This is a genomic window from Streptomyces shaanxiensis (assembly GCF_039537145.1).
In the GTDB taxonomy this organism is placed as follows: domain Bacteria; phylum Actinomycetota; class Actinomycetes; order Streptomycetales; family Streptomycetaceae; genus Streptomyces; species Streptomyces shaanxiensis.
On sequence record NZ_BAAAZY010000027.1, the window covers coordinates 1 to 26904 of the forward strand.

The window sequence follows — 26904 nt, forward strand, 5'->3', positions numbered from 1 at the left end:
CGGGTGTGGGCGCCGGGGTGGGCGGGGCCTGGTGCGGCTGAGGCTGCCGGCTGGTCTGCGGTGGGCCGACCGGGGACGTGGGGTCGGAGGGCGTGGGGGAGTTGGGGGGTGCGGGGGGCGCTGGGGTCGCGGAGGGTGCCGTGGGCGTCGGCTGGCCCATGGGGACGCCCTGCCCTGCCGGAGCCGCGCCGGGAGCAGTTGCCGGGCCGGCACCGGGCGCCCCCGACGCCCGTACGGCCGCCCTGGCCGCGGCAGCGCCACCGCCCGGCGGAACGGGCACTGCGGCCGCACCGCCATGAGCGTCCGGACCGGGCACGTATCCCATCGCGGGCATGCCGGCGCCCGCGGAGAAGTTGACGCCCCGCTCCAGCCGGTCGAGCCGGGCCATGACGGAACGCTCGTCCCCATAGGCCGCCGGCAGCAGCACGCGCGCGCAGATCAGTTCCAGCTGGAGCCGCGGTGAGGTGGCCCCCCGCATCTCCGTCAGGCCCTCGTTGACCAGGTCGGCGGCGCGGCTCAGCTCGGCGGCGCCGAAGGTGCCGGCCTGGGCCTGCATGCGTTCCAGGACGTCGGCGGGGGCATCGATGAGCCCCTTCTCCACGGCGTCCGGCACGGCGGCCAGGATCACCAGGTCCCGCAGCCGCTCCAGCAGGTCGGCGACGAAGCGACGCGGGTCGTTGCCCCCCTCGATGATCCGGTCCACGACCTCGAAGGCGGCGGCCCCGTCACCGGTCGCGAAGGCCTCCACGACGGAGTCGAGCAGCGAGCCGTCGGTGTACCCGAGCAGAGAGGTGGCCATGGCATACGTCACACCCTCCTCCCGCGCTCCGGCGAGCAGCTGGTCCATGACGGACATGGAGTCACGCACGGACCCGGCACCCGCGCGCACGACGAGGGGTAGTACGCCCTCCTCCACGGGGATGTTCTCGCGGCCGCAGACCTCGCCGAGGTAGTCCCGCAGGGTGCCCGGCGGGACGAGCCGGAAGGGGTAGTGGTGGGTCCGCGACCGGATGGTCCCGATGACCTTCTCGGGCTCGGTGGTGGCGAAGATGAACTTCAGGTGCTCGGGCGGCTCCTCGACGACCTTCAGCAGCGCGTTGAAGCCGGCCGACGTGACCATGTGGGCCTCGTCAATGATGTAGATCTTGTAGCGGCTGCTCGCGGGTCCGAAGAAGGCCTTCTCGCGCAGCTCACGGGCGTCGTCCACACCACCGTGCGATGCCGCGTCGATCTCGATGACGTCGATCGACCCGGGGCCGTTGCGGGCGAGGTCCTGGCACGACTGGCACTCCCCGCACGGCGTCGGCGTGGGGCCCTTCTCGCAGTTCAGGCACCGCGCGAGGATCCGCGCGCTGGTCGTCTTGCCGCAGCCGCGCGGACCGCTGAACAGGTACGCGTGATTGACCCGGTTGTTCCGCAGCGCCTGCTGCAGCGGGTCGGTTACATGCTCCTGCCCGATGACCTCGGCGAACGACTCCGGGCGATAGCGGCGGTACAGCGCGAGAGACGACACGCATACGAGGTTATAGGCGCCCACTGACAACGCGGACCGGCCCGGAGGGCGGGATACCCGCTGGGTGAAACCTGCCCGGTGTGGGCGCCCAGGTCCTGCACCGGCGTGACCCGAGGCGGCGTCGTGGCATCGGTGGGGTCGGTGGCGTCTGGGGCGTCTGGGGTCGGTGGCGTCTGCGAAGCCCGACAGCCCCAGTGGCTCCAGTGGCCTCAGTGTCCCCGGCAGCCTCGTCAGACTCGGCGGACCTCGCGTGCTCCGGGGAAACACAAGACCCCTCACGCACCCGCCAGAGCCAACCTACCCTTGCTGCCTTCCGGCCCTGGGGGAGTTCAGTCAGATAGCGCCGCGTGAGGGGCTGAGCCCCAGCCTACCCGATCGCCGGGCGCCCGAACGAGTTCGCTAGCACCCTCCAGCGTCATGTAATGTTTCCGGCGGAGGATTCGCCTAGAGGCCTAGGGCGCACGCTTGGAAAGCGTGTTGGGGGCAACCCCTCACGAGTTCGAATCTCGTATCCTCCGCCAGTGCCTCACCGGGCACGATGTCGAAGGGCCCCACCGTTCGCGGTGGGGCCCTTCGACGTGCGGTTCAGTTCAAGTGGTGGGTGTCATTGAGGGCCTCCACCGTGGCGGTGCCGTCCTCGTCGTACGTCACCGTCGACAGGGAGGCCGCTGCGACTTCCATGCGGAACAAACTGTGTGGTGGGGCTTGGAGAGCGAGGCGGATCAGGGTTCTGAGGGGTCCGACGTGGGAGACGACCAGAACCGTGGCGCCGGCGTGCTGGGCCATGAGGCCGTCTCGTACGGCGGCGACCCGGCGGGTGACCTGTTGCATGGTCTCGCCTGCGCCCGTGGGGGGAATCTCGGGCGAGGCGAACCATGCGCTCAGGTCGTCCGGGTAGCGTTCGCGGACTTCGGTGAAGGTCAGGCCTTCCCAGGCGCCGAAGTCCGCTTCCCGCAGGTCCCGGTCGACCCGGACGCTCAGGCCGAGGCGCGCGGCCACGGAATGAGCGGTCTCCTGGCAGCGCCGCATCGGTGACGTGACGACCGCCGCGATGTCGCCGCGGTGGGCGAGAGCCTCTGCCGCCGCTTCGGCTTGGCGGCGTCCGGCCGGTGAGAGTCCCGGGTTGGATCCTCCGCTGCCGGAGAGCCGCCGCTCCGGGGTGAGCAGGGTTTCGCCGTGCCGCAGCAGTACGAGCGTCGTCGCGTCACTCACTTCGCGGTCTTCGCGAAGTGGTCCCGTACGGCGTCGGTCTGCTTTTCCATGACGTCGATGATGGCCTCGACCACGTTCAGGTCGGCGTCCTCGGCGATCTCCAGGATCCGTGACCACTCGAAGAAGCTGCGGGCCGGGTCGTTGGTGATGTGACGCACGCGGATGGTGGCCTCGTAGCTCTGGACTCCGCTGGTGGGGGCGACGGCCCGGTAGGACTGGGTCTTGTTGATCTCGTCCCGGGCGGCGATCTCCTGCTGGACGAGGCCGCCGTTGAGCGTGAGCTTGAAGTCGTAGCGGGCCGGCACCGTGTCCACCGAGCCGCCTTCCGTCCAGGTGACGTCGGTGTGGATGTCCAGGTCGCCCGGAGAGACGATCTCCAGGATCTGCATGGCGTCGCGGACGGTCGCCCACACGGTGTCCGGGTCGGCCTCGAGGATGGTGGAGTGGTACATGGTGTGCTTGCGCTGGATATGGATCGGCACAGCCTGCTCCTTCTAGGACTCGGTCTTGGCTATGAGGTGGTTTCCGAGGATCAGATAGTCGATCTCGGTGCCCATGAAGCAGTTCAGGGCGTCGGTAGGGGTGCAGACGATGGGTTCGCCGGCGACGTTGAACGAGGTGTTGATCAGGCAGGGGGTGCCGGTCAGTTCGGTGAACCTCCGCAGCAGGGCCGTCAGCCGTGGGGTCCCCTCGTCCGTCAGGGTCTGGATACGGGAGGTGCCGTCCACGTGTACGGCGCCGGGGATGCGGTCCGTGTACTCGTCGCGGACGGGGAAGACGAACGTCATGTACGGGGAACTGGTCTTGCGCCCCATGTCGAAGATCTTCGGTGCCTGCTCCTCGAGGACGAGGGGAGCGAACGGGCGGAAGGGCTCGCGGTGCTTGACCCGGGTGTTGATGATGTCCTTGATGTCGCTGAAGCCGGGGTTGGCGAGGATGCTGCGATGTCCCAGCGCGCGTGGCCCGTGCTCGACGCGGCCTTCGAACCAGCCGATCACGACCTTCTTCGTCAGCAGCTTCGCCACCTGGTCGATCACCTCGTCGTCGTCCAGGCGTGAGACGACGACGCGGTCGGTGAAGGCCTGGAGGGCCTTCTCTGTCGCGGCCTCGTCGTAGGACGGGCCCAGGTAAGGGGTGACGGGCTCGGAGGCGGCGCTGATGTCCGCGGGGGCGGTGTCGGGGTGGTTGAGCCAGGCGTGGGCTGCGGCTCCGATGGTGATGCCGGTGTCGGAGGCGCCGAAGCTGACCTGCATGTCCTCGAAGCGGGAGCCTTCGAACAGCGGGGTGTTGTTCAGGCAGTTCAGGGCGACGCCGCCTTCGAACAACAGCCGGTCGAGATCCGTCCTCCTCTCCAGGTGGGCGACCTGGTAGGCGGTGGCGACGTTCAGCATCTGCTGCGCGGCGGCGGCGACGCGGGCCTTGTATTCGAGGGTGTCCTCGAAGGGGCCGAAGTACTCCTCGAACAGGGCGTCGTGGCTGTGCAGGTTGTCGGTCTGCAGGGGCTTGGTGAAGGTGTAGCGGCCGTCGTCGTGCAGCCGTAGGAGGTTGTCGATGAACGGGTTCGGCGTCGGCGGGGCCGCGTATCCGGCCAGGCCCATCACCTTGTACTCGTCGTTGTTGGGGACGAAGCCGAGGAAGCGGGTGATGGACGAGAACAGGGTGCCCATGGAGAACTGGGCGCCGGTGACCGTGTCGTCGAAGACGGTGATCCGGCCCTCGCGGATCTCGCCCGTCAAGGTCGAGAAGCGTTCGGCTCGGCCGTCGCTGACGAGGAAGGCCGCGTCCTTCATGCCGGCGAGGTAGTAGCCGGTCGTGGCGTGGGCCAGGTGGTGCGGGACGAAGCGGACCTTGGCCGGGTCCGGGCGGTGTCCGGTGCGGGCCTCGAAGTCCGCGAGGATCGCCTCGTGGCTGACGACCTGGTCGAACAGGTCCGCCATGTCGCCCATGAGGCGGGTCTTCGCGGCCTGTGGCATCGGCGAGGTGCCGATGCCGTCCAGGATCTCGTTCAGAACCTGGGTGGACCAGTTCCAGGGGAAGGCGAACAGGTCGACGTCATCGAACGTGATCCCGGCTTCCTCGAGGCACCAGTCGATCGCGTTCACGGGGAAGTCGGTGGTCTTCTTCTCCCGGTTGAGGCGTTCTTCCTCGACCGCGGCGACCAAGCGGCCGTCGATCAGGAGTGCGGCGGCGGCGTCGTGGCCCAAGAGGTAATGCTTGTTGATGCCGGTCGCACCGAGGCGTTCGGAGAAGAATTCCGACACCCGGCTGAATCCATTACATCCGAGAACGATCACAGCAATCTTTCCTGTTATGGGGCCTGTTACGGGGCTACTTGGCCATCAGTAGGTCGCGGAGCTTCTCCCCGGCCGCCGGCGCCTGGCACAGGCCGGCGCCGGTGAATCCGGCCGCGTACAGGAAGCGGCGGGTGGGGTGTTCGCCGATGAAGGCGGTGTTGTTGGGGCTGGCGTCGAAATCGCCGCTCCACGCGCGGTGCAGGCCGATGCCGTCCAAGGCGGGGAACAGGGTGCCGAGATGGCCGGCGATACGGCCGAGCCAGGCTTCGCGCGTTTCGCCGGCCTTGGGTGCGCCCATGGCGAGGAGGATGCGGTCCTTCCACGAGCGGATCCGCAGGCCGGATGCGGCGTGCATCGTCATGGGCAGATCGGGGCGCGGGGAGGGCGGGACGTCGGTGAACAACATCTCGATGACGTGGGGTCTCATCGGCAGGTCGACCGACGCCATGGATGCCACCTCGCCGGACCATGGCCCGGCCGTGCACACGATGCTGTCCGCCTTGATGTCGCCCTGCGGGGTGTGGACGGTGTTGTCGTCGTCGATGCATGTGACGGGTGTGTGGGTGAACAGACGCGCGCCGTGGTTGCGGGCGGCGGCGGCGTAGCCGCGGACGATGTCGAGGCCGTCCACGTGGTACGCCTCGGGCGACCAGGCGGCGGCCAGGACGGCGCGCTCGTTGATCAGCGGGTTGAGTCCGGACGCTTCGCGCGCACTGATCAGGCCGACCTGGACGCCGGCGGCCTGCTGGGCCTGATGGCCGGCCTCGAAATCGGCGACCTGCTGTTCGTCGGTGAACAGCACCAGGAAACCGAGCCGCTTCAGGGCGAGGGGGGCCGCGGTGTGGCGGGCGAAGTCCTGATAGGCGTTCAGGCTGCGCACGGCCATCTGCCCGGTGTGGGGGTCGCCGGGGAAGTAGGTGCGGACCATGCCCGCCGTGTGCGCGGACGCCCCGCCGCCGAGGCTTCCGCGTTCCAGCAGCACGGTGTTCACTCCGGCTTCGGCGAGGTGGTAGGCGGCGGAGGTTCCGATCACTCCCCCGCCGATGACGACGGCGTCAGCGCGGGCAGGCAGGGCGCTCAAGGTCTTCCTTCTCCTGTGGTGTGGGTTCAGGCGGCGAGGATGACTGCCGGTGTCGTCATCTCCTCGGCGGACTGCGCTCCGGGCTTGGCTACGCGGCTTCCTGGGCGCCCTGCTGGCGCAGGTGGTCGCCGGTCTCCCACGGGTACAGCTGGAGGTTCCAGCCGCCGAGGCAGTTGATGTAGAGGGCCATCTGGCCGGTGACGGCGTAGAAGTCGTCACGGTCGAGGCGGTCGAGGACGTCGAGGAAGCGCTGGGTGAACGCCCACAGCTTCTCCAGACCGCAGTAGCCGAGGAACTCGGCGGGGACGCCGACCAGGAGGCGGGTCATGTGGACGAGGGAGTCCATGGGCATGCCCTGGACCGCAGCGCGTACGAGTCCGCCGTAGGCGGCGTATCCCAGGGGCCGGGTCTCGCCGTTGACGAACAGCAGGGTGGGCAGGACGGTGCCGAAGTTGCCTGCCTGGGAGGGGATGACGCCCTGGTGGAGGTCGTCCAGCTCGGCCGGGGGTGCGAGCCAGATCTGCTCGGTCTCGGCGTAGATGTCGGCGATCAGGTGGCTGGCGGCCGTGTTGGTGGCGTGGAGCATCGGGATGCGGTGGCCGCCCGGCTCGCCCGCGCGGCGGACTTCGGCGAGGATCTGCTTCTTCGTGGAGTAGACGGCGTCCCAGATCGCGGCCCCGGCTTCCAGCAGGGCGGGCATGTCCGCCTCACGGATCCGGCCGACGGGGGTGGCGGGCATCGGCTCGGTCAGGGTGCCGTACTTGATGCCCAGATGCTGCAGGCCCGAGCAGAACACGGTGCCGTCGGGGGCCTCGCGCCGGTCGGGGATTCGGGTGGCGTGGGGGGTGTGCAGCAGCGTGGGTATCGGCGCTACGTGGTAGAGGTGCTCTCCCGCGATGAGGGCGTGTCCCTGGAGGCTCTGGTAGGGCAAGGACTCCCACAGGGCGTCGGCGAGTGCCGGGTTGCGGTCGTCAAGGTCGGCGGTGACCGTGATGCCGAGGTCGGGCCAGGAGATCTCGATCTGACGGCCAGGCAGCTTCTCGGACAAGGCTTTCCCCGTTCGTTGGTTCGGCTTGTCCTAGGAGTCCATCGCCAACTGGCCTGTTCCGGGCAGGCGTTGAAAGCATGAAACCTTGATCGGCCCCGGAGCCTCAGTTTGTGCGTTTCTACGGAACCGCAGCTCAGATGGGCTTGGCCAATTGCACAAGGGCAGAAAGCCGACGAGGCCCCCAGGTCGCCGTGTTGAGGTGTCGGACGTCTCAACACGGCGGCCCAGAGGCCTCGTTCGAACGGGCTCTCAGTAGTCGACGCGGTCGGTCTTCGCCAGCCACGCGTCGAACGGCGCCGTGCGGTTGGGCATGTCCACCCGCTCGATCGCCAGCGGCCACAGCTCTGCGGGCCGCTTCTCGAACAGGTCGTAGAACTTGCGGTCGTCGAAACCGGCCACCGCGGCGTCGTCCCGGTCAGCAGCGAAGATGATCCGGTCGACGCGCGCCCACAGCGCGGAGGACAGACACATCGGGCACGGCTCGCACGAGGTGACCAGGACGCAGCCCTCGAGCGAGAAGGTGCCCAGCTTCTGGCAGGCGGCACGGATGGCGCTCACCTCGCCGTGCGCCGTCGGGTCCAGGTGCGACGTGACCTTGTTGTTCCCGATCGCGACGATCTCGCCGTCCTTGGCGATCAGGGCGCCGAACGGACCGCCGCCGTTCTTCACGCTGGTGGTGGCAAGGCCGATGGCCTCGTCCATCCAGGCGCGCTCGATCTCCTGGATGCTCGCTTCTTGGATGTGCGCGGTCACGGTTACTCCTTTTTGCAGACGGCGGGAACTCCCCGTTGCTGTTTGTGCGGAACAGCGCAAGTACACCCGTCGGGCCCCGTCGAGGGTCAGTCACCGAAACCATGAAGGAATTGCCTGGTCGGCTGGCCCCTCTTGTAGATTCGCATGAATGGCAGGAGTCGGTAACCCCAGCGCCTTCCGCCCGAAACAGGATCGGAGAGCTGGGGGTGAGTCAGTGCTCCTCGCTCTCGAAAGCGCGCAGCAGATCGGCCGCGACGCTCACGGCAATGGTCGCGGGTTCCTTGCCGGTGATGTCGGCCAGCCCGATCGGGGTCTTGATCCGATCGATGGTGGCTTCGTCGTGACCGCCCTCGGTGGCGAGGCGTTTACGGAACCGCACCCACTTGGCCGCCGACCCGATCAGCCCGATGGAGCCGAGATGGGTGGTGCGCAGGGCGGCGTCGCACAGAGCGGCGTCCTCGGCGTGATCATGGGTCATGATCAGGATGTGGGTGCCCCGCGGCAGGTCCTCCAGGACCTCCTCGGGCAGCAGCGGCGTGTGATGCGTGTGCACCTGCGCCACCGCGTCCGCCAGCACGTCGAGCCGCTCCTTGGTGAGGATGTCGGCGCGGGAGTCGATCAGGTGGAGGTCGAGGTCCTGACGTGCCAGGATGCGCGCCAGTTCGAGGCCGACGTGCCCTACGCCGAAGATCGCCACCGCCCGGACCACCGGCAGCGGTTCCAGCAGCACCTGGACCGTGCCGCCGCAGCACTGCACGCCGTGCTGGTTGGTCACCTTGTCGTTCAGCGCGAAATCCATCAGCTCGGGCTCCGGCTTGGACGCGGCGATCATCTCGCGGGCCCGGTCGATCGCGACGGCCTCGACATTGCCCCCGCCGATCGAGCCCCATGTCTCACTCCGCCCCACGACCAGCTTCGCACCGGCGTCGCGCGGGGCGTGGCCGCGCACGGTCGCGACGGTCACCAGCACGCCGGGCTCCCGGCGTGCTCGCAACCGCGCGACCGCGGCGATCCATGTCATGTCAGGCACCGCTCAGCGCTTCAGCGTCGGTACGGACCTTGCCGTTCGCGGAGTGACCGTTCACGGCGTGCCCGTTGACGGCATGACCGAGCCGCGAGGCGTCGCCGCCCTGGCGGGCCTCCTGGATCGCCCAGTACACCGCCTCCGGCGTCGCGGGCGAGGCCAGATCGACGCTGACCCCGCTCGGCCCGAACGCGGCGGCGGCCTGCCGCAGCGCCTCGCGCACCGAGAACGCCAGCATCAGCGGGGGCTCGCCCACCGCCTTGGAGCCGTAGACCGCGCCCTCTTCGGTGGCGTTCTCCAGCAGCCTGACGTTGAACTCCTCGGGCATCTCCGAGAAGCTCGGCAGTTTGTAGGTGCTCGCCGCCTGGGTCAGGAGCCGGCCGCGGTTCGGGCCGTCACTGGTGTCCCAGCGCAGGTCCTCCAGCGTCAGCCAGCCCGCGCCCTGCACGAAACCGCCCTCGACCTGACCGATGTCGATCATGGGGGAGAGGCTCTCGCCGACGTCGTGCACGATGTCCACGCGCCGGATCCGGTACGCGCCGGTGAAGCCGTCGACCTCCACCTCGGTCGCCGCGGCGCCGTAGGCGAAGTACTTGAACGGGGTGCCGCGGAACGACTTGACGTCCCAGTGCAGCCCCTCGGTCCGGTAGAAACCGGCCGCCGACAGCTGCACCCGCTGGAAGTACGCGGTGTGCACCAGGTCGTCCCAGGCCAGCTCCTTGTCGCTGCCCAGGGCGCGCGCGACGCCCTCGACGATGCGTACGTCGGAGGCGTTCGCCCCGAGCTGGGTGGCGGCGACCTGCAGCAGCCGCTCGCGCAGCTGTTCACAGGCGTTCTTGATCGCCCCACCGTTGAGGTCCGCGCCGGAACTGGCCGCGGTGGCCGAGGTGTTGGGCACCTTGTCGGTACGCGTCGGGGCGAGCCGTACCTTGTGCAGCGGGATGCCCAGCGTGGTCGCGGCCACCTGCATCATCTTGGTGTGCAGGCCCTGGCCCATCTCGGTGCCGCCGTGCGTGATCAGGACGGAGCCGTCCTTGTAGATCAGCACCAGCGCCCCGCCCTGGTTGAAGGCTGTGAGGTTGAACGAGATACCGAACTTGATGCCGGTGATCGCGAGCGCCCGCTTGGTGTGCGGGTGCGCGGCGTTGAAGGCCGCGATCTCGCGCTTGCGGTCGGCGATGCCGGCGTCGTCCCGCACCTGCTGCCAGACGGTGGAGATCCGTTCGGCCTGGGTGACCAGTTGCCCGTACGGCGTCGTCTGGCCCTGGCCGGGCTGGTAGAAGTTGCGCTCCCGCAGCTCCATGGGGTCGAGGCCCAGCTGCGGTGCGACGCGGCCCAGGATGTCCTCGATCACCAGCATGCCCTGGGGTCCGCCGAAGCCGCGGAAGGCGGTGTTGGAGACCGTGTTGGTCTTGGCGATGCGTCCGGCGACACGCGCGTTGGGGATCCAGTACGTGTTGTCGATGTGGCACAGCGCGCGGGCGAGGACCGGCTCGGACAGATCCAGGCTCCAGCCGCCGTCCGCGGTCAGCGTGGCGTCCAGGGCCTGGATACGGCCCTCGGCGTCGAAGCCGATCTTCCAGGTGGCGTTGAACCCGTGCCGCTTGCCGGACATGGTCAGGTCCTGGGTCCGGTTGAACCGGAACCTGACCGGCCGGCCGGTCAGCTTGGCGCCGAGCGCGGCGATGGCCGCGAACCCGTGCGGCTGCATCTCCTTGCCGCCGAAGCCGCCGCCCATCCGCAGACACTGCACGGTCACCTCGTGGGCGGGCACGCCGAGCACATGGGAGACGATCTCCTGGGTCTCCGACGGGTGCTGGGTGCTGCTCTGGATGAACAGCTGCCCGTTCTCGTCGACCTGGGCCAGCGCCGCGTGCGTCTCCAGGTAGAAGTGCTCCTGACCGGAGAACTGGAACTCACCGGTGAACACGTGCGCGGAGTCCGCGAAGCCGGCGTCGATGTCGCCGTGCACCATGAGCGGCCGGGCGCCGTGGAAGCTCTCGGCCGCGATCGCGTCCTGCAGCGTGATCACGGAGGGCAGTTCGTCGAGGTCCACCTCGACGGCCGCCGCACCGAGCCGGGCCGCCTCCAGGGTCTCGCCGAGCACCCAGGCGACGGCGTGGCCGTGGAACATCACCTCGTCGGGGAAGAGCGGCTCGTCGTGCTTCATGCCGGCGTCGTTGACGCCGGGCACGTCGGCCTTGGTCAGCACGCGGACCACGCCGGGCACGGCGAGCGCGGGCTCGGTGCGGATCGCGGTGATCCGGCCGTGGGCCTTCATGACCTGCACCGGGTAGGCGTGCAGCACGTCCTTGGTGCGCTGGACCAGGTCGTCGGTGTAGAGCGCGGTGCCGGTGACGTGCTGGAAGGCACTCTCGTGCGGCAGGGAGACGCCGACGACCGGCTTCTCGGGACGCTCGGACAGGTGACTCATGACGACACCGCCTCGGTGTTCTGTGCGTGCAGCTTGAGCAGGCTCTGGCCGAGCATCGCGGAACGGTAGAGGGAACTGGCGCGATGGTCGTCCATCGGAGTGCCCTCGCCTCGTAGCACTCGGGCCGCTGCCTCTACAGTCTCCGCCGACCAGGGCTTGCCCTCCAGGGCAACCTCGGTGGCGAGGGCGCGGATCGGGGTGGCGGCCACGCCGCCCAGGCCGATGCGCGCCTTGCGGACGATCCCGTCCTCGATGTCGAGCGCGAAGGCGACCGCCACGCTCGAGATGTCGTCGAAGCGTCGCTTGGCGATCTTGTGGAAGGCACTGACCGGCGACAGCGGCAGCGGGATGCGCACCGCGCGGATCAGCTCGCCGGGACGGCGCACGCTCTGCCGATAGCCGGTGAAGTACTCCGCCAGCGGGACAACTCGCTCCCCGTCGGCGTCGGCGAGCACCAGCGACGCCTCCAGCGCGAGCAGCACCGGCGGACTGTCACCGATGGGCGAGCCGGTGCCCAGGTTGCCGCCGAGGGTCCCGCTGTTGCGGATGAGCCGGGAGGCGAACTGCGGGAACAGCTCGGCCAGGAGCGGGACTTGGCCGTCGAGGCGGCGCTCGATCTCGGTGAGCGTCAGCGCCGCCCCGATCTCGATGTGGTCGGGCTCGACGCGCAGCTCCCTCAGTTCGGGCAGCCGGTCGATGGCGACCACGCAACCCTCGCGGCGGGAGCGGATGTTCACCTCGACGCCGTAGTCGGTGGAGCCGGCGACCACGACCGCGTCGGGCCGCTCACGCAGCAGCTCCAGCGTCTCGGTGAGCGTTTCCTTCCGCAGGAACGTGCTGTCGTCCTGGGTGTACTCGGTGGCGACCGGTGCGGGCGGGGCCTGCTCGCGACGCTGCGCCAGCGGGTCCTCGTCCGTGGGCTCACCGACGGCGAACGCGGCGTCGCGGATCGGGCGGTAGCCGGTACAGCGACACAGGTTTCCGCTCAGTGCGTGCAGGTCGAAGCCGTTCGGACCGTGCTCGTGGTCGGTGCTGTCGGCCGAGTGCGACTGCGAGTCCGAGTCCGTGTGCGCGCAGCGGTCGGGCCGGTAGTACTCGGAGGCCATGCTGCAGACGAAGCCCGGGGTGCAGTAGCCGCACTGGGAGCCGCCGCGGACCGCCATCTCCTCCTGCACCGGGTGCAGGGTGGGCGGCGTGCCGGGTTCGCCGACGGTGGCGAGACCCTCGGAGGTGATGACCTCCTGACCGTCGAGCGCCACGGCCGGGACCAGGCAGGCGTTGACCGCCACCCAGTCGGTGGGCTTGTTCACCCCGGGTCGGGCCACCAGGACCGAACAGGCGCCGCACTCGCCCTCGGCGCAGCCCTCCTTGGTACCGGTGAGGCCACGCTCGCGCAGGAAATCCAGCACGGTGGTGTGGGGCGCAGCCGGTGAAATCGGTGTTTCTTTCCCGTTGACCGTGATCCGCGCCTCTGTCATGACAGGCCTTCGTTTCCGTGCGTGATCGGTCGATTCATGATGTTCGCCAATTTCAGGCAGCTTTCTGTGTTCAGACGCACCACGTGAACGGAGCGGGCGCAAAATGGCACGCAACAGCGACGTGCAGAAAAATGGTGACGGGAAACCCGGAATGTGCCACGGACGGGCACATCAGAACGGCGTAATCAGCAGCCGTGCGCGATCCGACCCGGAACCCAGACCGTGCGCTGGGCGAGGCGACCAAGATCAGAGCTGGTGTTCATCCGCTGGTCGCCTCCTTTCGATGGTTATGGGTCGACGTCTACCGCAAATTAGTGGCCGGGGCCACCCAGGTCAAGGGGGTGGCCTCCGCATCTCGAAAGCCACGGCACCGTGGCAGGTCAGGGGCTCGGCGCCTTCGGCTTACCCGGTGTCGTGCACTTCGTCACGTCCAGGGTGTCGTCGCTCCCCGCCCGCCCGCCGCGAAGGGATGGCGAGTGTCGTCGGCGGCGGTCCCGTACCGGCCAGAACAGGACATATGCCGTGGAGGCGACGACGAAGGCCAGGCGGATCAGGCCGCGCGTCGCGTCGTCGGGGACGACGAAGACGGTGCCGTACAGGGTGATCAGTGCGATCCAGCTCCACCAGGGCACGAGGCGTCGCTGGCCGATCACGTCCCACAGCAGGGTGCCCAGCAGGACGGAGGCGGTGTAGTAGGTGTAGACGCTGGGGTCCAGGACGATCCGGGCGTTGGCGCCGAGCAGGACGACGGCGGGCCAGCGGCCTCGGCGGACGGCGACGCAGCCCAGGGCCAGGCCTACGGCGGCCTGTGCGGGCCGGTCCCAGGGAGGGGTTTGCGGGTCGTCGACGCCGAGCCAGCGCAGCGCGGACGCAGGCTGGTTGGGGATGGTGAACTCGGCCGCGGCGAACGGCTGTGGGGAACCCAGGAAGAACGGCAGCCAGGCGACCGCCACCAGGCCCGCGCACCACAGGCCCGCGCGCAGCCACTGCCCCCTCGGCAGTGCGAGCAGCAGCGGCAGGAAGACCAGCGCGGTCGGTTTGGAGTCCATGGCCAGGGCCAGGAAGACGCCGGTCGCGGCGGCGTTGCCGCGGGTGAGGGAGTGCACGGCCAGGGCTGTGAAGAAGAGGGCCAGTACGTCGTCGAGGTGGCCGAAGCGGACTGAGACCTCGATCCACATCGGGATGAAGGCAAGGCCCGCGATCAGCACGCGCTGCCGCAGCCGCTGGTGGTTGGTCCCGGTGCCCAGGAAGCGCCAGGCGGCGCTGCGTCCGGCGACCACCAGGATCACCAGGCCGAGCAGGGACATCAGGGCGGCGGCGAGGAACTGCCCGACCGGCTCGGGAAACGGGTTGAACAGGCCCGCTGTCAGGAAGCTGACGGGGCCCATCTGCAGTTCGGGGTGGTGGGCGTACAGGGCGAGACCGCCGTCCGGCCTGCCCGTGCCCGCGTAGAGCAGCTCCCCGCCGGTGCGCAGGTAGTGCCAGGAGAAGCCCCCGTGTGGCTGGACCACGGCGAACCACAGGGTCGTCCAGGCCGCGAGCAGCACCAGGTGCACCCGCTGACTGATCGCCGGCACGCTTCTCCCCCCTTCGGTTCTTGTCGCCTCGCACGGTGCCCACAGGTCATGCCCCCTTCCTTGAGATGGCCGGAGGGCAGTGCGGGTTCGGTCCGTGAGCGTGATCCGGCGCCGGTCGTCGCGGCATCCCTGCGGAATTGTCCGTGATCGGTAACAGACGGATCCCGCGGCCGCTTTCCCCCCTCTTGCCGGACGCACAGGCCCCCACAGCGACGGCAAGGAACAGAAGACATGGCGCACAGCGGCGGACGGGGTTGGTACGGCAAGGTGATCGCGGCGGCGCTCGGGGTGACCGCGGTGGCCGCCATGACCTCGCTCTGGGACACCCGGCTCGGTTCCTCGGAGGAACGGCCCGACCGGTCGAATGTCTCGGCGTCGCCGTCCGATCCCAACGCCCAGGCGCAGGGCCGGAAGACGGTGCCGGTGTCGGAGGAGATCGTGCATGCCTCCGACGGAGGTGCCCGAAGCGTCAACATCACCATCGACGACGGGCCGGACCCCGCCTGGACCCCGCAGATGCTGGAAGTGCTGCGGGACAACGGCGTGAAGGCCACGTTCTGCATGGTGGGCACGCAGGCGCAAGCCCACCCGGACCTGGTCAAGGACGTGGTGGCGGCCGGGCACCGGCTCTGCGACCACAGCGTCTCGCACGACGTCACCATGGACCGCCAGTCCGAGGCCTACCAGTCACAGCAGATCCTGGACGCCGAGCGCATGATCACCAAGGCGTCCGGGGGCGTCCGCCCGCTGTACTACCGGGCCCCGGGAGGTGCCTTCACCCCCTACAGCCGGCACCTCGCCGCATCCCGTGGCATGCGTCCGCTCGGCTGGAACATCGACTCCAAGGACTTCGAGCGGGCGGGTACGGCCGCCATCGTCGCCACCGTCAAGAGCGAGATGTCCAACGGCCCGACCCTGCTCTTCCACGACGGAGGCGGAGACCGCTCCCAGACCGTGACCGCCCTGCGTGAACTCCTGCCGTGGCTGAAGGAGCAGGGGTACTCCTTCGGCTTTCCCGTGCGTTGACCAGCCCTGAGCAAAGGCCACTTGAGCAAGGACCACTTGAGCAAGACGGTGCGAAGCCGGTCGCGGTTGTGCGACTCCCGGACCATCCGTGACGCCCGCCGTCCCTCCACGGTCGGACACATCCTGCCCCTGTGATGGATTCGCCCAACTCCTCCGCACGGAAGGGTTGGTGCGTGTCATCTGTACCAACTCCAAGGACCCCCCACGTGCGCAGAAGTCGAATAGCCCCCTTCCTGGCCGTCGGTACCGTCGCCGCGCTCGTACCCGCGCTCGCACCGGCGCCGGCATCGGCCGCCGGGAACCCTCTGAGCCAGTACGTTCAGCAGAAGCCGGCCTGGCATCGATGTGACTCGGCGATGCCGGCGGCCTTCCAGTGCGCCACGATCAAGGTGCCGCTCGACTACAGCCGCCCGAACGGCAAGAAGCTCGACCTCGCGATATCGAGGCTGAAGACGAGCAAGAAGAGCGAGCGCCGCGGTGTGCTCCTGCTCAACCCGGGTGGCCCGGGCGGGCCGGGCCTCGACCTGCCGCAGCAGTTGGCGGGCGAGTTGCCGAAGTCCGTGAAGAACAAGTACGACCTCATCGGCTTCGACCCGCGCGGCATGGGGCAGAGCTCTCCCGTCGGCTGCGGCCTGACGTCCGGGGAGCAGAACTGGGAACGGGCGTACAAGGCCGAGACGTTCGCCAAGGACGTGAAGTGGGCCCGGACCGTCGCCGAGAAGTGCGACGCCAGGCAGGGCGACAAGCTGCGCCACATCACCACCCGCAACACCGCCCGGGACATGGACGTGATCCGTGCCGTGCTCGGCGAGAAGAAGATCTCCTACCTGGGGTACTCGTACGGCACCTACCTCGGCGCGGTCTACACGCAGATGTTCCCGGGGCGCGTCGACCGCTTCGTGCTGGACAGCGCCGTCGACCCGGCCCGGGTCTGGCGCGGCATGATCCAGGTCTGGGCGGAGGGCAGCGAGCCCGCCTTCACGCGGTGGACCGAGTGGACCGCCGAGCGGAACTCCAAGTACAAGCTGGGTGCGACGCCCGAGGCGGTCCGCAAGACCTTCTACGACCTGGTCGCACAGGCCGACCGCAAGCCGATCGACCTCGACGGCACCAAGCTGACCGGCTACGACATCCGCTCCGGCAGCCCTGGCACGTTCTTCAGTGTGCGCGATGCCGCCGAGTCGATCGTCGAGCTGAAGAAGGCCGCCGCGGGAAGCCGTCGGTCCGCCGCCCCCGAGACCACGACGCCGGCGACGCCCACGCCCCAGCCGCCGTCGTTCGGCCGCGCCGTGCCCTCGGACAACGGCACCGCCGGCTTCTGGTCCGTCGTCTGCGCCGACACGCGCAACTGGCCGCGCGATCCCGAGCAGTACCGCGCCGACGCGATCCGGGACAAGGCCAGGTACCCGCTGTACGGCGACTTCGTCTCCAACATCCTGCCGTGCGCGTTCTGGAAGAAGAACGGCGGTGAGGCCGCCACGAAGGTCGACAACAAGGTCGGCGCGCTGATCCTGCAGAACGAGTGGGACCCCCAGACCCCGTTGACCAGCGGCCAGGGCCTGCGCCGGGTCATGAAGGGCGCGAAGATGGTCACCGTCGCCGGGGGCGTCGGCCACGGCATCTACGGCTCCAAGTCCTGCGCGGACAAGACGGCCACGGCCTACCTGACCACCGGCAGGCTGCCGGCGTCGGACCTGACCTGCCAGGCCGCCCCGGCGGCGGGCGAGCGCAACGGCGTCAACCCGCTGCCGCTGCCGACGCCGCCCGGGATCCCGGGCCTGGCCGCCGAATGAAGCGCGGGGTGCGTCGGTCGGCCGGCCTGATGCTGGTGCTCGCGACGATGGCTGTCGCGTTCTGGCTGGCTCTCGGGCCTCCGGCCGACTGGGAGGGCACTGCGAGGGTCGGACGGTTCGCTCTCGTGCTGGGCTGTTTCGGGGCGATCTACGGGGGCGTGCGGCTGTTCTTCCCCGACGAGTCGAAGGACGAAGCGAACATGTCGTGAGTACGCGTACTCAGGTATCGCCCGTGGAACCACCCATCCGGGCCCTCGGCCCGGGTGACAGACTCCCGGCATGACGCCCTCAACTTCGGTTCGTCGCAGACCTGTTGCCGCTGTCGGGCTCCTCCTGGCCGCCGGACTGGCGCTCACTGCCTGCGGTCAGGTGCGGGCGTCGGATCCGGCGGCCGGGGCCACGCCCGGTACATCGGCGAGTGCTTCGGTGAGCGCTTCTGAGAGCGCCGCGCCGGGAGCCTCGCCGTATGTGGAGCCGGGGGCCGGTGACGGTGCTCCGCACTACAACGAGAACAACGCCCACCGGCAGCCCGGCGAGATGTCTCCCGCGCACGCGAAGGACGCCGAGCGGGAGGCCGAGCGCATCAGGCCGGTGCTCGAGCGGCTGTGGGAGCAGCGGAAGTGGGATCCGGCGACGGTGCGCGCGGCGCTGCTTCGGCTCGGGTACGAGGAGGAACGGGTCTCCGCGGACGGCAGGCGGCTCGGTGGGTCGCTCACCGTCCGGGAGATGGAGTCGCGCTACCGCGACGGCGGGTACGTCACCCCCGAAGGGGCGAGGGTCGGCCTGCGCGTCCATGCGGATGCCTGCGTCGTGGCGTTCGTGCAGAAGTCCAACTTCGACGTGCGGGCCAACGGCCCGTACATGGAGACGGGGTGCTTCGCGCCGCCGTTCGCGCACTGACGCGCACCCCGTCTCCCCCGCACCGGTTCCTCAGTCCCCGCGCGGCTCCCGCACCACCGCCACCTCCCCCGCCGCGACGGCCACCGAGCCGTCCGCCGACTTGCCGGTGAGGAGTTCCCTGGCGTGCGCGGAGACGGGGACCTCGGCATCCCGGTCCGTGTGGTTGATCAGGAAGAGGTAGTCGGCGTCGGGGCCGCGGCGCAGTGCCGCCTCGACACCCTGCGGGGTGGCCCGGACCGGCTCTACGGCCGCTTCGGTGCGGATACGGTCCAGCAGCGCGGCCAGCGTCGCCGGGTCCGGCTGCGTGGCGAGGTACCACGTGGTGCCCTCGCCGAGGGAGTTGCGCGTCACCGCCGGTGCGCCCGCCAGGGGGCCCGTCGTGTACGTCTCCACCGGCTCGGCGCCCGCCAGGCACACGCGCTCCGACCAGAGGGTCCCGGTGCCGCCGCCGCTCAGACCCACCGACTCCCCGGGCAGCAGCGGGAACAGCTCGTCGGTCCGCACCCCCAGCGCCTCCCGGAACGCGCCCGGGTAACCGCCCAGCCGGACATGGCAGTTCTCGTCCACCGCCCCGCTGTGGAAGCCCACCGCCAGCGTGCCGCCGCCCGCCGCGAAGGACACCAGGTTCGCCGCGCCCTCGTCGTCGACCAGGTACAGCGAGGGGGCCAACACCACCCGGTAGGCCGACAGGTCCGCGTCCGGGCGTACGAAGTCCACCGCGACGCCCGCGCGCCACAGCGGCTCGTACCAGGCGCGCACCAGGTCCTGGAAGCGCAGCTCGGCGCTCGGCTGGGACGGCAGTTCCATCGCCCAGCGGGCGTTCCAGTCCCAGACGACGGCCACCTCGGCGGTGCCGACGCTGCCGCGCACCTCCGCGAGGGCCCGCAGGTCCGCGCCGAGCCGGACCACGTCCCGCCAGATCTGGCTGTCCGTGCCGGCGTGCGGGAGCATCGCCGAGTGCCACTGCTCGGCGCCCGCCTTCGCCGCCCGCCACTGGAAGTAGGCGATGCCGTCCGCGCCGCGGGCGACATGGGCGAGCGCGTTGCGCCGCAGCTCACCGGGCCCCTTGGCCCTGTTCACGGGCTGCCAGTTGACCGCGCCCGTGGAGTGCTCCATCAGCAGCCACGGGCCTCCCGCGAGGGAGCGGACCAGGTCGCCGCTGAGCGCGATGTCGATCTGCGACTCGGGGTCGGCGGACTGGAGGTAGTGGTCGTTGGAGACGATGTCCAGCTTCGGGGCCCAGCGCCAGTAGTCCAGCGCGTCGAAGTTGTACATCACCATGAAGTTGGTGGTGGCGGGGATCGCCGGGGCCGCCGCACGCAGCACCTCGCGCTCCGCCTCGTACAGCGACAGCAGTGCGTCGCTGCAGAAGCGGCGCCAGTCCAGCTGGTGGGTGGGGTTCGGGACGGCGCCCGTGGGGCGGGGCGGGATGATCTCGTCCCAGTCGTAGTACCACTGGCTCCAGAAGGTGGTGCCCCAGGCGTCGTTGAGGGCGGCCAGGTCGTCGTACTTCGCCCGCAGCCAGCGCCGGAAGGCCGCCGCGCTCTCGTCGCAGTGGCACTCGGCGTTGTGGCAGCCGTACTCGTTGTGGATGTGCCACATCACCACCGCCGGGTGGTCGGCGTAGCGCCGGGCGAGTTCGCCCGTGATGCGCAGGGCCGCCTCGCGGTAGGCGGGGCTCGACGGGCAGAACGTCTGGCGGCTGCCGTACGACAGTCCGCGCCCGTCCTTGTCCACCGGCAGCGCCTCGGGGTGGGCCCGGAAGAACCAGGCCGGGGGTGCCGCCGTCGGGGTGGCCAGGTCGGCGGCGATGCCGTTCTCGTGGAGCAGGGCCAGGATCCGGTCGAGGCGCGAGAAGTCGTACTCGCCCTCGCGCGGCTCCAGCAGCGCCCACGCGAAGATGTTGACGCTGACCATGTTCACGCCCGCCTCGCGCATGAGGCGTACGTCCTCGGCCCAGACCTCCTCGGGCCACTGCTCGGGGTTGTAGTCACCGCCGTAGGCGATGCCCTCCACCGAAAGCCCGCGGGAAGGCTCGCTTGGAAGCTCGCGCGTCATCGGGCACCTCCCGACAGCAGCCGGCGCGTCGTCTCCACGCCCCACTGGTCCAGCGACAGCAGCCGGTCGCTGGACGCCATCAGGCCGCCCGTGGCCTCGACGTGCGCCGCCCACCGCTCACGGGTCTCCACCGCCGGGCGGGCCATCAGGCAGTCGGGGTCGTTGATCCAGAGGCGGCCGTGCTGCCACTGGCGGCCGACGCCGGTGAACTCGGCGGGGTCCTGGCCGGGCTGGCTGTAGTCGTCGGCCTCGGGGCGGCGGTGCGGTGCCGTGTCGGGGCTGACCCGCATCGCGTCGAACAGGCCGATGGAGGCGAGCAGGGGTGCCCCGCAGCCCAGCAGGTAGGCGTCCTCGCCGATCGCGTCCCGGATCAGCCGGATGCCGGAGCGGTACGCCGTCAGCGCGTCCGACTCCGCGTCGTGCCGTACGCCCTGCAGCGCGCCCGCGTAGAGGAAGTCCACCTTGAAGTAGTCGTAGCCCTCGGCACGCAGCGTCCGGAAGACCTCCGTCAGATACGCCGCCGCCTCCGGGTGCGTGGTGTCCAGGACGCGCAGGTCGTGGCCCCAGTTGCGGCCGGCGTGCGTGAAGTCGCCGTCGGCGGTGCGCACCAGCCACTCCGGGTGCTCGGCGGCCAGGTCGCTCGCCGGGTCGACCAGGAAGGGGGCCGTCCAGATGCCGGCGCGGCGGCCGCGGGCGCGGATGGCGTCGGCGATGCCCTCGCGGGAGCGGAAGCGGCCGGAGAGGGTGAGCCAGTCGCCGAGGGCCTTCTGGTAGCCGTCGTCGATCTGGACCACGTCGACGGGCAGGTCGAGGGTGTCCATCGCACGGAGGTTCTCGTGGATGTCGTCCTCGGTGACGGCGGTGAAGTACTCGTACCAGGAGCACCAGACCGTCGGGGCCGGGCGGGGGGCTGCCAGCCGGAGGCTGTCGGCCCAGTCGCCCAGCACCGACTGGACGGTGGCGCCCGTCCACTCCTTCACCGGGCCGTCGGCGCCGACCTCCGCCACGCCGTCCGTCACGACCAGCCGGATGGAGGGGACCTCGGTCAGCGGGTCCGTCGCCGCCCACAGGCGGACCGGCGTCCCGTCGCCGGGGTCGAGCGCCAGCAGGCCCTCGCCCTGGAAGGCGTCCTCGGGGACGGTGACGCCGGGGCGGTAACAGACCGTCCCCCAGTTGTCGTTGGTCGGGCGGTACGGCTTCTCGCCGAGGGCGTAGGAGCCGCTCGGGCTCCAGGACTGCCAGCCCTCCTCGTGGACACGGGCACGGGCCGGGTCCACGGGCACGGTGGCGACGGGGGTGAAGGGGTGGTGCACGGGGGTCTCTTTCAAGAAAGGGGCCGATAGCCGTCGTCGGGCGCGGTCAGCCCTTGTTGGCGCCCAGCGTCAGACCGCTCACGAACTGCCGCTGCAGCACGAAGTAGACGATCAGCGTCGGGATCGCGGTCAGCAACGCACCGGCCGCGACCAGGTTCGGGTCCGTGAAGTACGCGCCGGTGAGGTTGTTCAGCGCCGAGGTGATCGGCATGTTCTCGCCGGTCGAGATCAGGACCAGGGCCCAGAAGAAGTCGTTGTAGATCCAGATGGACAGCAACGTCGCCAGGGCCGCCATCGCCGGCTTGCACAGCGGCAGCACGATCTGCCAGTACTGCCGCCACACCGAGGCGCCGTCGACGAGCGCGGCCTCGGTCAGCTCGTGCGGCAGCGTGCGCATGTAGTTGCTGAGCACGAAGGCGCAGAAGCCGGACTGGAACGCGACGTGGATCAGGACCAGGCCGAGCGCGGAGTCGTAGAGCTTGCCGCTCATCGTGATGCCGGGCAGGTCGACCAGCAGGTACAGGCGGTACAGCGGGGTGATGATGACCTGCTGCGGGAGCAGGTTGCCCGCCGTGAAGACCAGCAGCAGCGCCAGGTTGACGCGGAAGTCGAAGCGGCTGACGTAGAAGGCGACCATCGAGGACAGGAACAGCGTCAACAGCACCGCCGGGACGGCGATGATCATGGTGTTGACGAAGTAGTGGCTCATGTCCGACTGCGTGAACGCGTTCGTGAAGTTGTCGAAGTTCAGCGTGTCCGGCCAGGACACGTAGCCCTTCTCGCTCGTCTCCGCGTACGGCCGCATCGCCGAGTAGATCGCCCAGAGCAGCGGCGCGAGCCAGGCCAGCGCCGCGCCGGCGAGGAAGAGGTGCAGGAGGATCCGGGCGGGGCGGACGGGCGTACGGGGCTTGGTCATGGCGTTGGTGCTCATGCGCGCCGCTCCTTCCGGAAGGTGGCCACCAGGTAGGGGATGATCACGATCAGGGAGATCAGCAGCAGGACGACCGCGATGGCGGAGCCGTAACCGATGCGGCTGGACTCGCCGATGATGTTGTTGGTGACCAGGATCGAGAGCAGCTCGGTGCCCTCGGCACCCTTGTTGAAGACGAAGACCAGGTCGAAGGCGCGCAGGGCCTCGATGATGGTGACGACCAGGACGACCGTGTTGGTGGGGCGCAGCGTCGGGAAGATGACGTTCTTGAACGTCTGCCACTCGTTGGCGCCGTCGAGCGCGGAGGCCTCCCGCAGCGAGGGGTCGACGCCCTTCAGGCCGGCCAGGTACAGGATCATCATGTAGCCGGTGTGCCGCCAGGACGCGGCGACGAGGATCGCCCAGAGGTTGAGGTCCGGGTCGCCGATCCAGTCGATGTACTTGCCGGGTTCGTTGGCCCCGATGAGGCTGTTGATCAGGCCGGTGTCGGGGTTGTAGATCAGCTGCCAGACGAAGCCGATGACGGCCATCGACAGCACGACCGGCAGGAAGAACGCGGTCTGGTACACCCTGCTGAACCGGATCTTCTTGTCCAGCTGCACGGCCAGGAACAAGCCGAGCGGGGTCGGGATCACGATCAGGACGACGAACCAGATGACGTTGTGCTGGACGGCCGGCCAGAACTGCGGGTTCTGCTCGAAGAGTTCCTTGAAGTTCTGCAGCCCGACCCACTTGATGGAGTCGAAGCCGATGCCGTCCCAGGTGGTGAAGGCCAGCGCGATGGAGGCGAGGGCGGTCACCCAGACGAGGGCGATGTGCAGGACGGTCGGCAGACCCGCCATCAGACCGAGGGTGAGCCGGTCGCGTCGGGTCAGCAGACGGCGGTGCCCGTGAGGCACCTTCTTGGCGGGGGCAGCGCCCGAAGGCGGCACAGTGGCCGCCTCCGGGATCTCCTTGGTCGTGTTCGTGGTCATGAGGAAGCGAAGATCGTCTTCTTCTGGCGCTCGATCGAGGACAGCAGGCTGTCGACGCCCTTGGGGTCACGGACGAACTTCTGCAGCGCGGGCTGCATCACCGTGGAGGTGAAGTCGGGCCGGCTGTCGCGGTCCATGAACTGGGTCAGGGACTTGGCGCCGGCGATCATGTCGTACGCCTTCTTCTGCAGGGCGGTGTACGACGACGTGTCCGCGTTGGTGGAGGCGTGCACCACGCTCGGGTCGGACTTGAGGTAGATGTCCTCGGCGTCCGAGGTGCCCAGGTACTGGAGGAGCTTGACCGCCTCGGTCTTGTTCTTCGGGCTCTTGCTCATCATGAACCCGTCGGTGGGCGCCTCGACGGTGTCCTGGCCGTACGCCGGGTCGATCTCCGGGAAGGCGAAGAAGTCGAGGTCCTCCAGGGCGGCCTTGTCGGTGAACTGCTGGGCCACGAAGGTGCCGAGGAGGTACATCCCGGCCTTCTTGGAGGCCAGCGTCTGGGCGGCGTCCTGCCAGGTGCGGCCGGTGGCGCCCTCCTGGTGGTAGGGGAGGATCTCGGTCCACAGGTCGAAGGTCTTGCGCACCTTGGCGTCGGTCCAGGAGGCCTTGCCGGCCATCAGCTCGACGTGGAAGTCGTAGCCGTTCTGGCGGAAGTTGATCTGGTCGAAGGTGCCGAGCGCGGGCCAGGCGTCCTTGTCACCGAAGGCGATGGGCACCAGCCCGTCCTTCTTCATCTGCTTGCACAGCGCGACGAAGTCGTCCCACGTGGTGGGGACTTCGTAGCCCTTCTCCTGGAAGACGCTCTTCCGGTAGAAGAGCGCCCACGGGTACGTGTACAGCGGCACGAAGTAGTACTTGCCGTCCTCGCCCTTGCTGAGCTTGTGCATCGCCTCGGGGAAGTTGCCCCCTATGGTCTTCCAGACGTCGTCGATCGGCGTGGCCAGTCCCTTGGCCGCGAAGAACTGCATCCGGTAGCCGGCGAACCAGGTGAACACGTCGTCCGGCGTGCCCTGGAGGTAGGAGTTGATCTGCTCCTGGAAGGTGTTCGAGTCCTTGGTGTTCACGTCGACCGTGATGCCGGACTTCTTCTTGTACGCCGCGTAGATGTCCGCGAACGCCTTCTTCGGCACCGGGTCGGACGCCTTGGAGCCGAGGGTGACGGTCTTCGGGTCGCTCGCCGTACCGCTGCCGCCACAGGCGCTGAGCAGCGGGATGCCCGCGCCGAGTACGGCGGCGCCACCGACGCCGCGCAGCAGGGTGCGGCGGCTGGGCGAGGGGAGGGAGAGACCGGAGGGAGAGAGGTCGTGCATCTACGGCTCCTGAGGGCAGGGTTCGATCGTGAGGGTGGGCTCGCTGAAGTCCCTCTTAACCGATCAGAAATCAACTTGACCGAACACGGTGGCGCAATAACAGCCGTATGTCAGGTCATGCGTCAAGAGATGTCGATCGCCGTTTCGGAAACGTGACCGATATCCCGAACCGATCTTGAACCCTCGTACGTGTTTCCCGGGGGAGCCGGGACCAGGACAGGCCCTAGCGCACGACCACCGTGCGGGTCTCACTCACCTGGTCGACCTCCGACGTCCGCACGGTCACCTTCATCTCCCACTTCCCGGCGATGGGCAGGTTGAGGAAGCTGTTGCCCCAGTAGCCGCCCTTGTCGGTGAGCTCGGCGTCCAGGGGGCCGATGTCCTTGGCCGGGAGGGTGAAGGAGATCCGCAGCTCGGGGACGACGGAGACGCCGCCGTCGGGGCCGAAGACGAGGGCCTCGATGGAGTTGTCGCCGACCCGGCCCGGGTCGAGGGTGATCTGGACCTTGCCGCGGCCGCCGGGGGTGCCGACGTCGAACGGGACGTTGGTGACGGACGCGCCGACCACGGCGGGCGACTGCGCCGCCGCCTCGGCCTGCGCCCGGCCGGGCAGCGTGCTGGTGAGGATCGTGGTGACCGCGAGCACGGCGGCGCCGACCGCGACCTCGGCGAGGACGGAGCGGCGCAGGGCGCGGCGGTGCGTGAGGTGTGCCGCGTGCTCGTCGTCCACCGGTGCCGAGCCTTCCGGTCGTTCGCCCGGCGCCTCCGGCAGGGGCGGGCCCCCGACCGGCTCGGGAACCTTCTCGCGCACGACCGTCTCCGCCTCCGCGTCCGCCGTCGCGAGCCGCGCCGTCCAGCGGCGGGACACGGCCGCCGCCGCGAGCAGCAGGCCCACCGCGGCCAGCTTGAGGATCAGGAGCCTGCCGTACGTCGTGCCGGTGAGCGCGTCCCAGGAGCCGAGGCCGCGCCAGGACTGGTAGACGCCGGTGACGACCAGGACGGTCACGGAAGCGAACGCGAGGCGCGAGAAGCGGGTGACGGCGGCCGGCGTCAGGTGGGCGCGGTACAGCGTGACGAGCAGGGCCGTGAGGCCGCCCAGCCAGACGGCCGTGGCGAGCAGGTGCAGGGCCGAGGACGTCATCGCCGCCGGCACCTGGATGCCCGCGGAGGCGTGCTCGCCGGCGGCCCAGGTCACGGCGAGGCCCGCGGCGAGGGCGGCGCCGGTCCAGCCGTAGGGCCGGCGGCGCCTGGTCAGCCGTACGAGATAGACGGCGGCCACCAGCAGGAGCGCGAGGCGGGCCAGCAGGACGACGCCGGGGCGGCTGGTCAGGGTGCGGGTGAGGGAGTCGGCGCTCAGGGCCCCCAGCGGGGCCTCACCCGCCTCGTACGGGCCCCGCAGCACCAGCAGGGCGAGGGTGGCGGCGAGGAGCGTCCACCAGCCCGTCCTCAGCAGCCTGGCGAGCACGAGGGCGTCCGGCGGGCGGCAGACCGCCATGAACGTCGCGGTGCCGATGAGCAGGGCCGCGGCGAGATAGGCCAGATAGCGGGCGATGTTGTAGAGGCTCTTGGTCGCCGGGTCCTCGGTGGGGCCGGTGTCGACCGGGGCCATGGCGAGGGACCGTTTGCCGACGGAGAAGGTGAACGCGCCGGAGACCGGGTGACTGTCCGCCGACACCACCCGCCAGGCGACGGTGTACGTCCCCTGGGCCAGCTTCGCCGGCAGCGTCACCCGGGCGGTGTCACTGCTGTCCGGGCCGTGCTGCGGCTCTCCCGTACGCAGCCGGCGCCCGTCCGGGTCCAGGACGCGGAAGGAGTCCTCCAGCAGGCCGACGGACTCCGTGAAGCTCAGGGTGAGGTGGCGGGGGGCCGACTTGAGGAGGCTTCCGTCCTCGGGGTCGGTGGAGCGGAGGGCAGCGTGGGCCGACGCGGGGCTTGTGCCGCCGAGGAGGAACAGGACCAGCAGGGGGCCCAACAGCACCAGCCGTTGAAGTCCGCGCCGCCCTTTGGCTCGGCACCGCGGTTGTCGTCGGTCATCGCACCCCACGTGTGTCACATCTCCGTCGTCGGACTTGAGGCCTCGGGGGGAGGTACGGATGGGAAGGCGTTCGGGCTCAGCGCCCGGCGGCGGTTTTGCGCGGTGACTACGCTCTACACGCCCCGGCGTGTAGACCGGGCCACCTGGAAG

The 26904-nt window shown here is 69.6% G+C and carries 21 protein-coding genes, 1 tRNA gene and 1 other RNA gene; 5 read left to right on the top strand and 18 right to left on the bottom strand.

The features are described from left to right. Both ABD932_RS37365 and ffs read right to left on the bottom strand, forming a co-directional pair. Window positions 1-1513 (bottom strand): DNA polymerase III subunit gamma and tau (locus tag ABD932_RS37365; RefSeq protein WP_345020041.1); only part of this gene is annotated, 1513 nt, incomplete at its 3' end. A gap of 263 nt (window positions 1514-1776) precedes the next feature. Beyond that, an RNA gene (ffs, locus tag ABD932_RS37370) (signal recognition particle sRNA small type) lies at window positions 1777-1873 on the bottom strand. A gap of 73 nt (window positions 1874-1946) precedes the next feature. On the opposite strand from ffs, the gene ABD932_RS37375 reads away from it, so the two are divergent. Then, window positions 1947-2034: transfer RNA gene (locus ABD932_RS37375), tRNA-Ser, on the top strand. Window positions 2035-2098: 64 nt separating this feature from the next. Here ABD932_RS37375 and ABD932_RS37380 read toward each other — a convergent pair. The 10 genes from ABD932_RS37380 to ABD932_RS37425 all read right to left on the bottom strand — a co-directional run bounded on the left by ABD932_RS37380 (window position 2099) and on the right by ABD932_RS37425 (window position 14414). Continuing rightward, window positions 2099-2725 carry a histidine phosphatase family protein gene (locus ABD932_RS37380; RefSeq protein WP_425587577.1) on the bottom strand — a complete coding sequence of 209 codons (627 nt, stop codon included), beginning with the start codon at window positions 2723-2725 and terminating at the stop codon, window positions 2099-2101. Then, window positions 2722-3207, bottom strand: a complete 486-nt coding sequence (locus ABD932_RS37385; RefSeq protein ID WP_345020043.1) for an SRPBCC family protein — start codon at window positions 3205-3207, stop codon at window positions 2722-2724. Before ABD932_RS37385 ends, ABD932_RS37380 begins: the two co-directional genes overlap by 4 nt. 12 nt (window positions 3208-3219) lie before the next feature. After that, window positions 3220-4986 (bottom strand): carbamoyltransferase family protein, encoded by a 1767-nt coding sequence (locus ABD932_RS37390; protein WP_345020045.1) that lies wholly within the window; start codon window positions 4984-4986, stop codon window positions 3220-3222. A 67-nt stretch (window positions 4987-5053) separates the two neighbouring features. After that, window positions 5054-6100 (bottom strand): NAD(P)/FAD-dependent oxidoreductase, encoded by a 1047-nt coding sequence (locus tag ABD932_RS37395; RefSeq protein WP_345020047.1) that lies wholly within the window; start codon window positions 6098-6100, stop codon window positions 5054-5056. Window positions 6101-6188: 88 nt separating this feature from the next. Then, on the bottom strand, window positions 6189-7148 hold the full coding sequence (locus ABD932_RS37400; protein WP_345020049.1) for a cucumopine synthase-related protein: 960 nt from the start codon (window positions 7146-7148) through the stop codon (window positions 6189-6191). A 249-nt stretch (window positions 7149-7397) separates the two neighbouring features. After that, on the bottom strand, window positions 7398-7850 hold the full coding sequence (locus ABD932_RS37405) for a nucleoside deaminase (RefSeq protein WP_345020276.1): 453 nt from the start codon (window positions 7848-7850) through the stop codon (window positions 7398-7400). A 262-nt stretch (window positions 7851-8112) separates the two neighbouring features. Continuing rightward, window positions 8113-8922, bottom strand: coding sequence for a xanthine dehydrogenase accessory protein XdhC (xdhC, locus tag ABD932_RS37410; protein WP_345020051.1), 810 nt, complete (start codon window positions 8920-8922; stop codon window positions 8113-8115). Between the two features lies 1 nt (window position 8923). Continuing rightward, window positions 8924-11359 (bottom strand): xanthine dehydrogenase molybdopterin binding subunit, encoded by a 2436-nt coding sequence (gene xdhB, locus ABD932_RS37415; RefSeq protein ID WP_345020053.1) that lies wholly within the window; start codon window positions 11357-11359, stop codon window positions 8924-8926. Then, window positions 11356-12837, bottom strand: a complete 1482-nt coding sequence (locus ABD932_RS37420; protein WP_345020055.1) for a xanthine dehydrogenase small subunit — start codon at window positions 12835-12837, stop codon at window positions 11356-11358. The genes xdhB and ABD932_RS37420 overlap by 4 nt, the downstream gene beginning before the upstream one ends. A gap of 380 nt (window positions 12838-13217) precedes the next feature. Continuing rightward, window positions 13218-14414 carry a hypothetical protein gene (locus tag ABD932_RS37425; RefSeq protein WP_345020057.1) on the bottom strand — a complete coding sequence of 399 codons (1197 nt, stop codon included), beginning with the start codon at window positions 14412-14414 and terminating at the stop codon, window positions 13218-13220. A gap of 231 nt (window positions 14415-14645) precedes the next feature. On the opposite strand from ABD932_RS37425, the gene ABD932_RS37430 reads away from it, so the two are divergent. The 4 genes from ABD932_RS37430 to ABD932_RS37445 all read left to right on the top strand — a co-directional run bounded on the left by ABD932_RS37430 (window position 14646) and on the right by ABD932_RS37445 (window position 18133). Beyond that, window positions 14646-15440, top strand: coding sequence for a polysaccharide deacetylase family protein (locus ABD932_RS37430; RefSeq protein ID WP_345020059.1), 795 nt, complete (start codon window positions 14646-14648; stop codon window positions 15438-15440). 206 nt (window positions 15441-15646) lie between these two features. Beyond that, window positions 15647-17233: an alpha/beta hydrolase gene (locus ABD932_RS37435; protein ID WP_345020060.1), complete on the top strand. Its 1587-nt coding sequence runs from the start codon at window positions 15647-15649 to the stop codon at window positions 17231-17233. Window positions 17234-17241: 8 nt separating this feature from the next. Next, entirely contained in the window at window positions 17242-17442 is a 201-nt protein-coding gene (locus ABD932_RS37440; protein WP_345020061.1) for a hypothetical protein, read from the top strand. A 217-nt stretch (window positions 17443-17659) separates the two neighbouring features. After that, the gene (locus ABD932_RS37445; RefSeq protein ID WP_345020063.1) at window positions 17660-18133 is read left to right on the top strand and encodes a hypothetical protein; all 474 of its coding nucleotides are present in this window, start codon (window positions 17660-17662) and stop codon (window positions 18131-18133) included. 30 nt (window positions 18134-18163) lie between these two features. Here ABD932_RS37445 and ABD932_RS37450 read toward each other — a convergent pair whose 3' ends face one another. The 6 genes from ABD932_RS37450 to ABD932_RS37475 form a co-directional block, all read right to left on the bottom strand. Then, on the bottom strand, window positions 18164-20191 hold the full coding sequence (locus tag ABD932_RS37450; protein ID WP_345020064.1) for a beta-galactosidase: 2028 nt from the start codon (window positions 20189-20191) through the stop codon (window positions 18164-18166). Further along, window positions 20188-21504, bottom strand: coding sequence for a glycoside hydrolase family 36 protein (locus ABD932_RS37455; protein ID WP_345020066.1), 1317 nt, complete (start codon window positions 21502-21504; stop codon window positions 20188-20190). Before ABD932_RS37455 ends, ABD932_RS37450 begins: the two co-directional genes overlap by 4 nt. A 46-nt stretch (window positions 21505-21550) precedes the next feature. Next, window positions 21551-22435, bottom strand: a complete 885-nt coding sequence (locus ABD932_RS37460; protein WP_345020068.1) for a carbohydrate ABC transporter permease — start codon at window positions 22433-22435, stop codon at window positions 21551-21553. After that, window positions 22432-23409 carry a carbohydrate ABC transporter permease gene (locus tag ABD932_RS37465; RefSeq protein WP_345020070.1) on the bottom strand — a complete coding sequence of 326 codons (978 nt, stop codon included), beginning with the start codon at window positions 23407-23409 and terminating at the stop codon, window positions 22432-22434. Before ABD932_RS37465 ends, ABD932_RS37460 begins: the two co-directional genes overlap by 4 nt. Further along, window positions 23406-24719: an ABC transporter substrate-binding protein gene (locus ABD932_RS37470; protein WP_345020072.1), complete on the bottom strand. Its 1314-nt coding sequence runs from the start codon at window positions 24717-24719 to the stop codon at window positions 23406-23408. Before ABD932_RS37470 ends, ABD932_RS37465 begins: the two co-directional genes overlap by 4 nt. Window positions 24720-24942: 223 nt before the next feature. Further along, entirely contained in the window at window positions 24943-26697 is a 1755-nt protein-coding gene (locus ABD932_RS37475) for a copper resistance CopC/CopD family protein (RefSeq protein ID WP_345020073.1), read from the bottom strand. Window positions 26698-26904 lie beyond the last annotated feature (207 nt).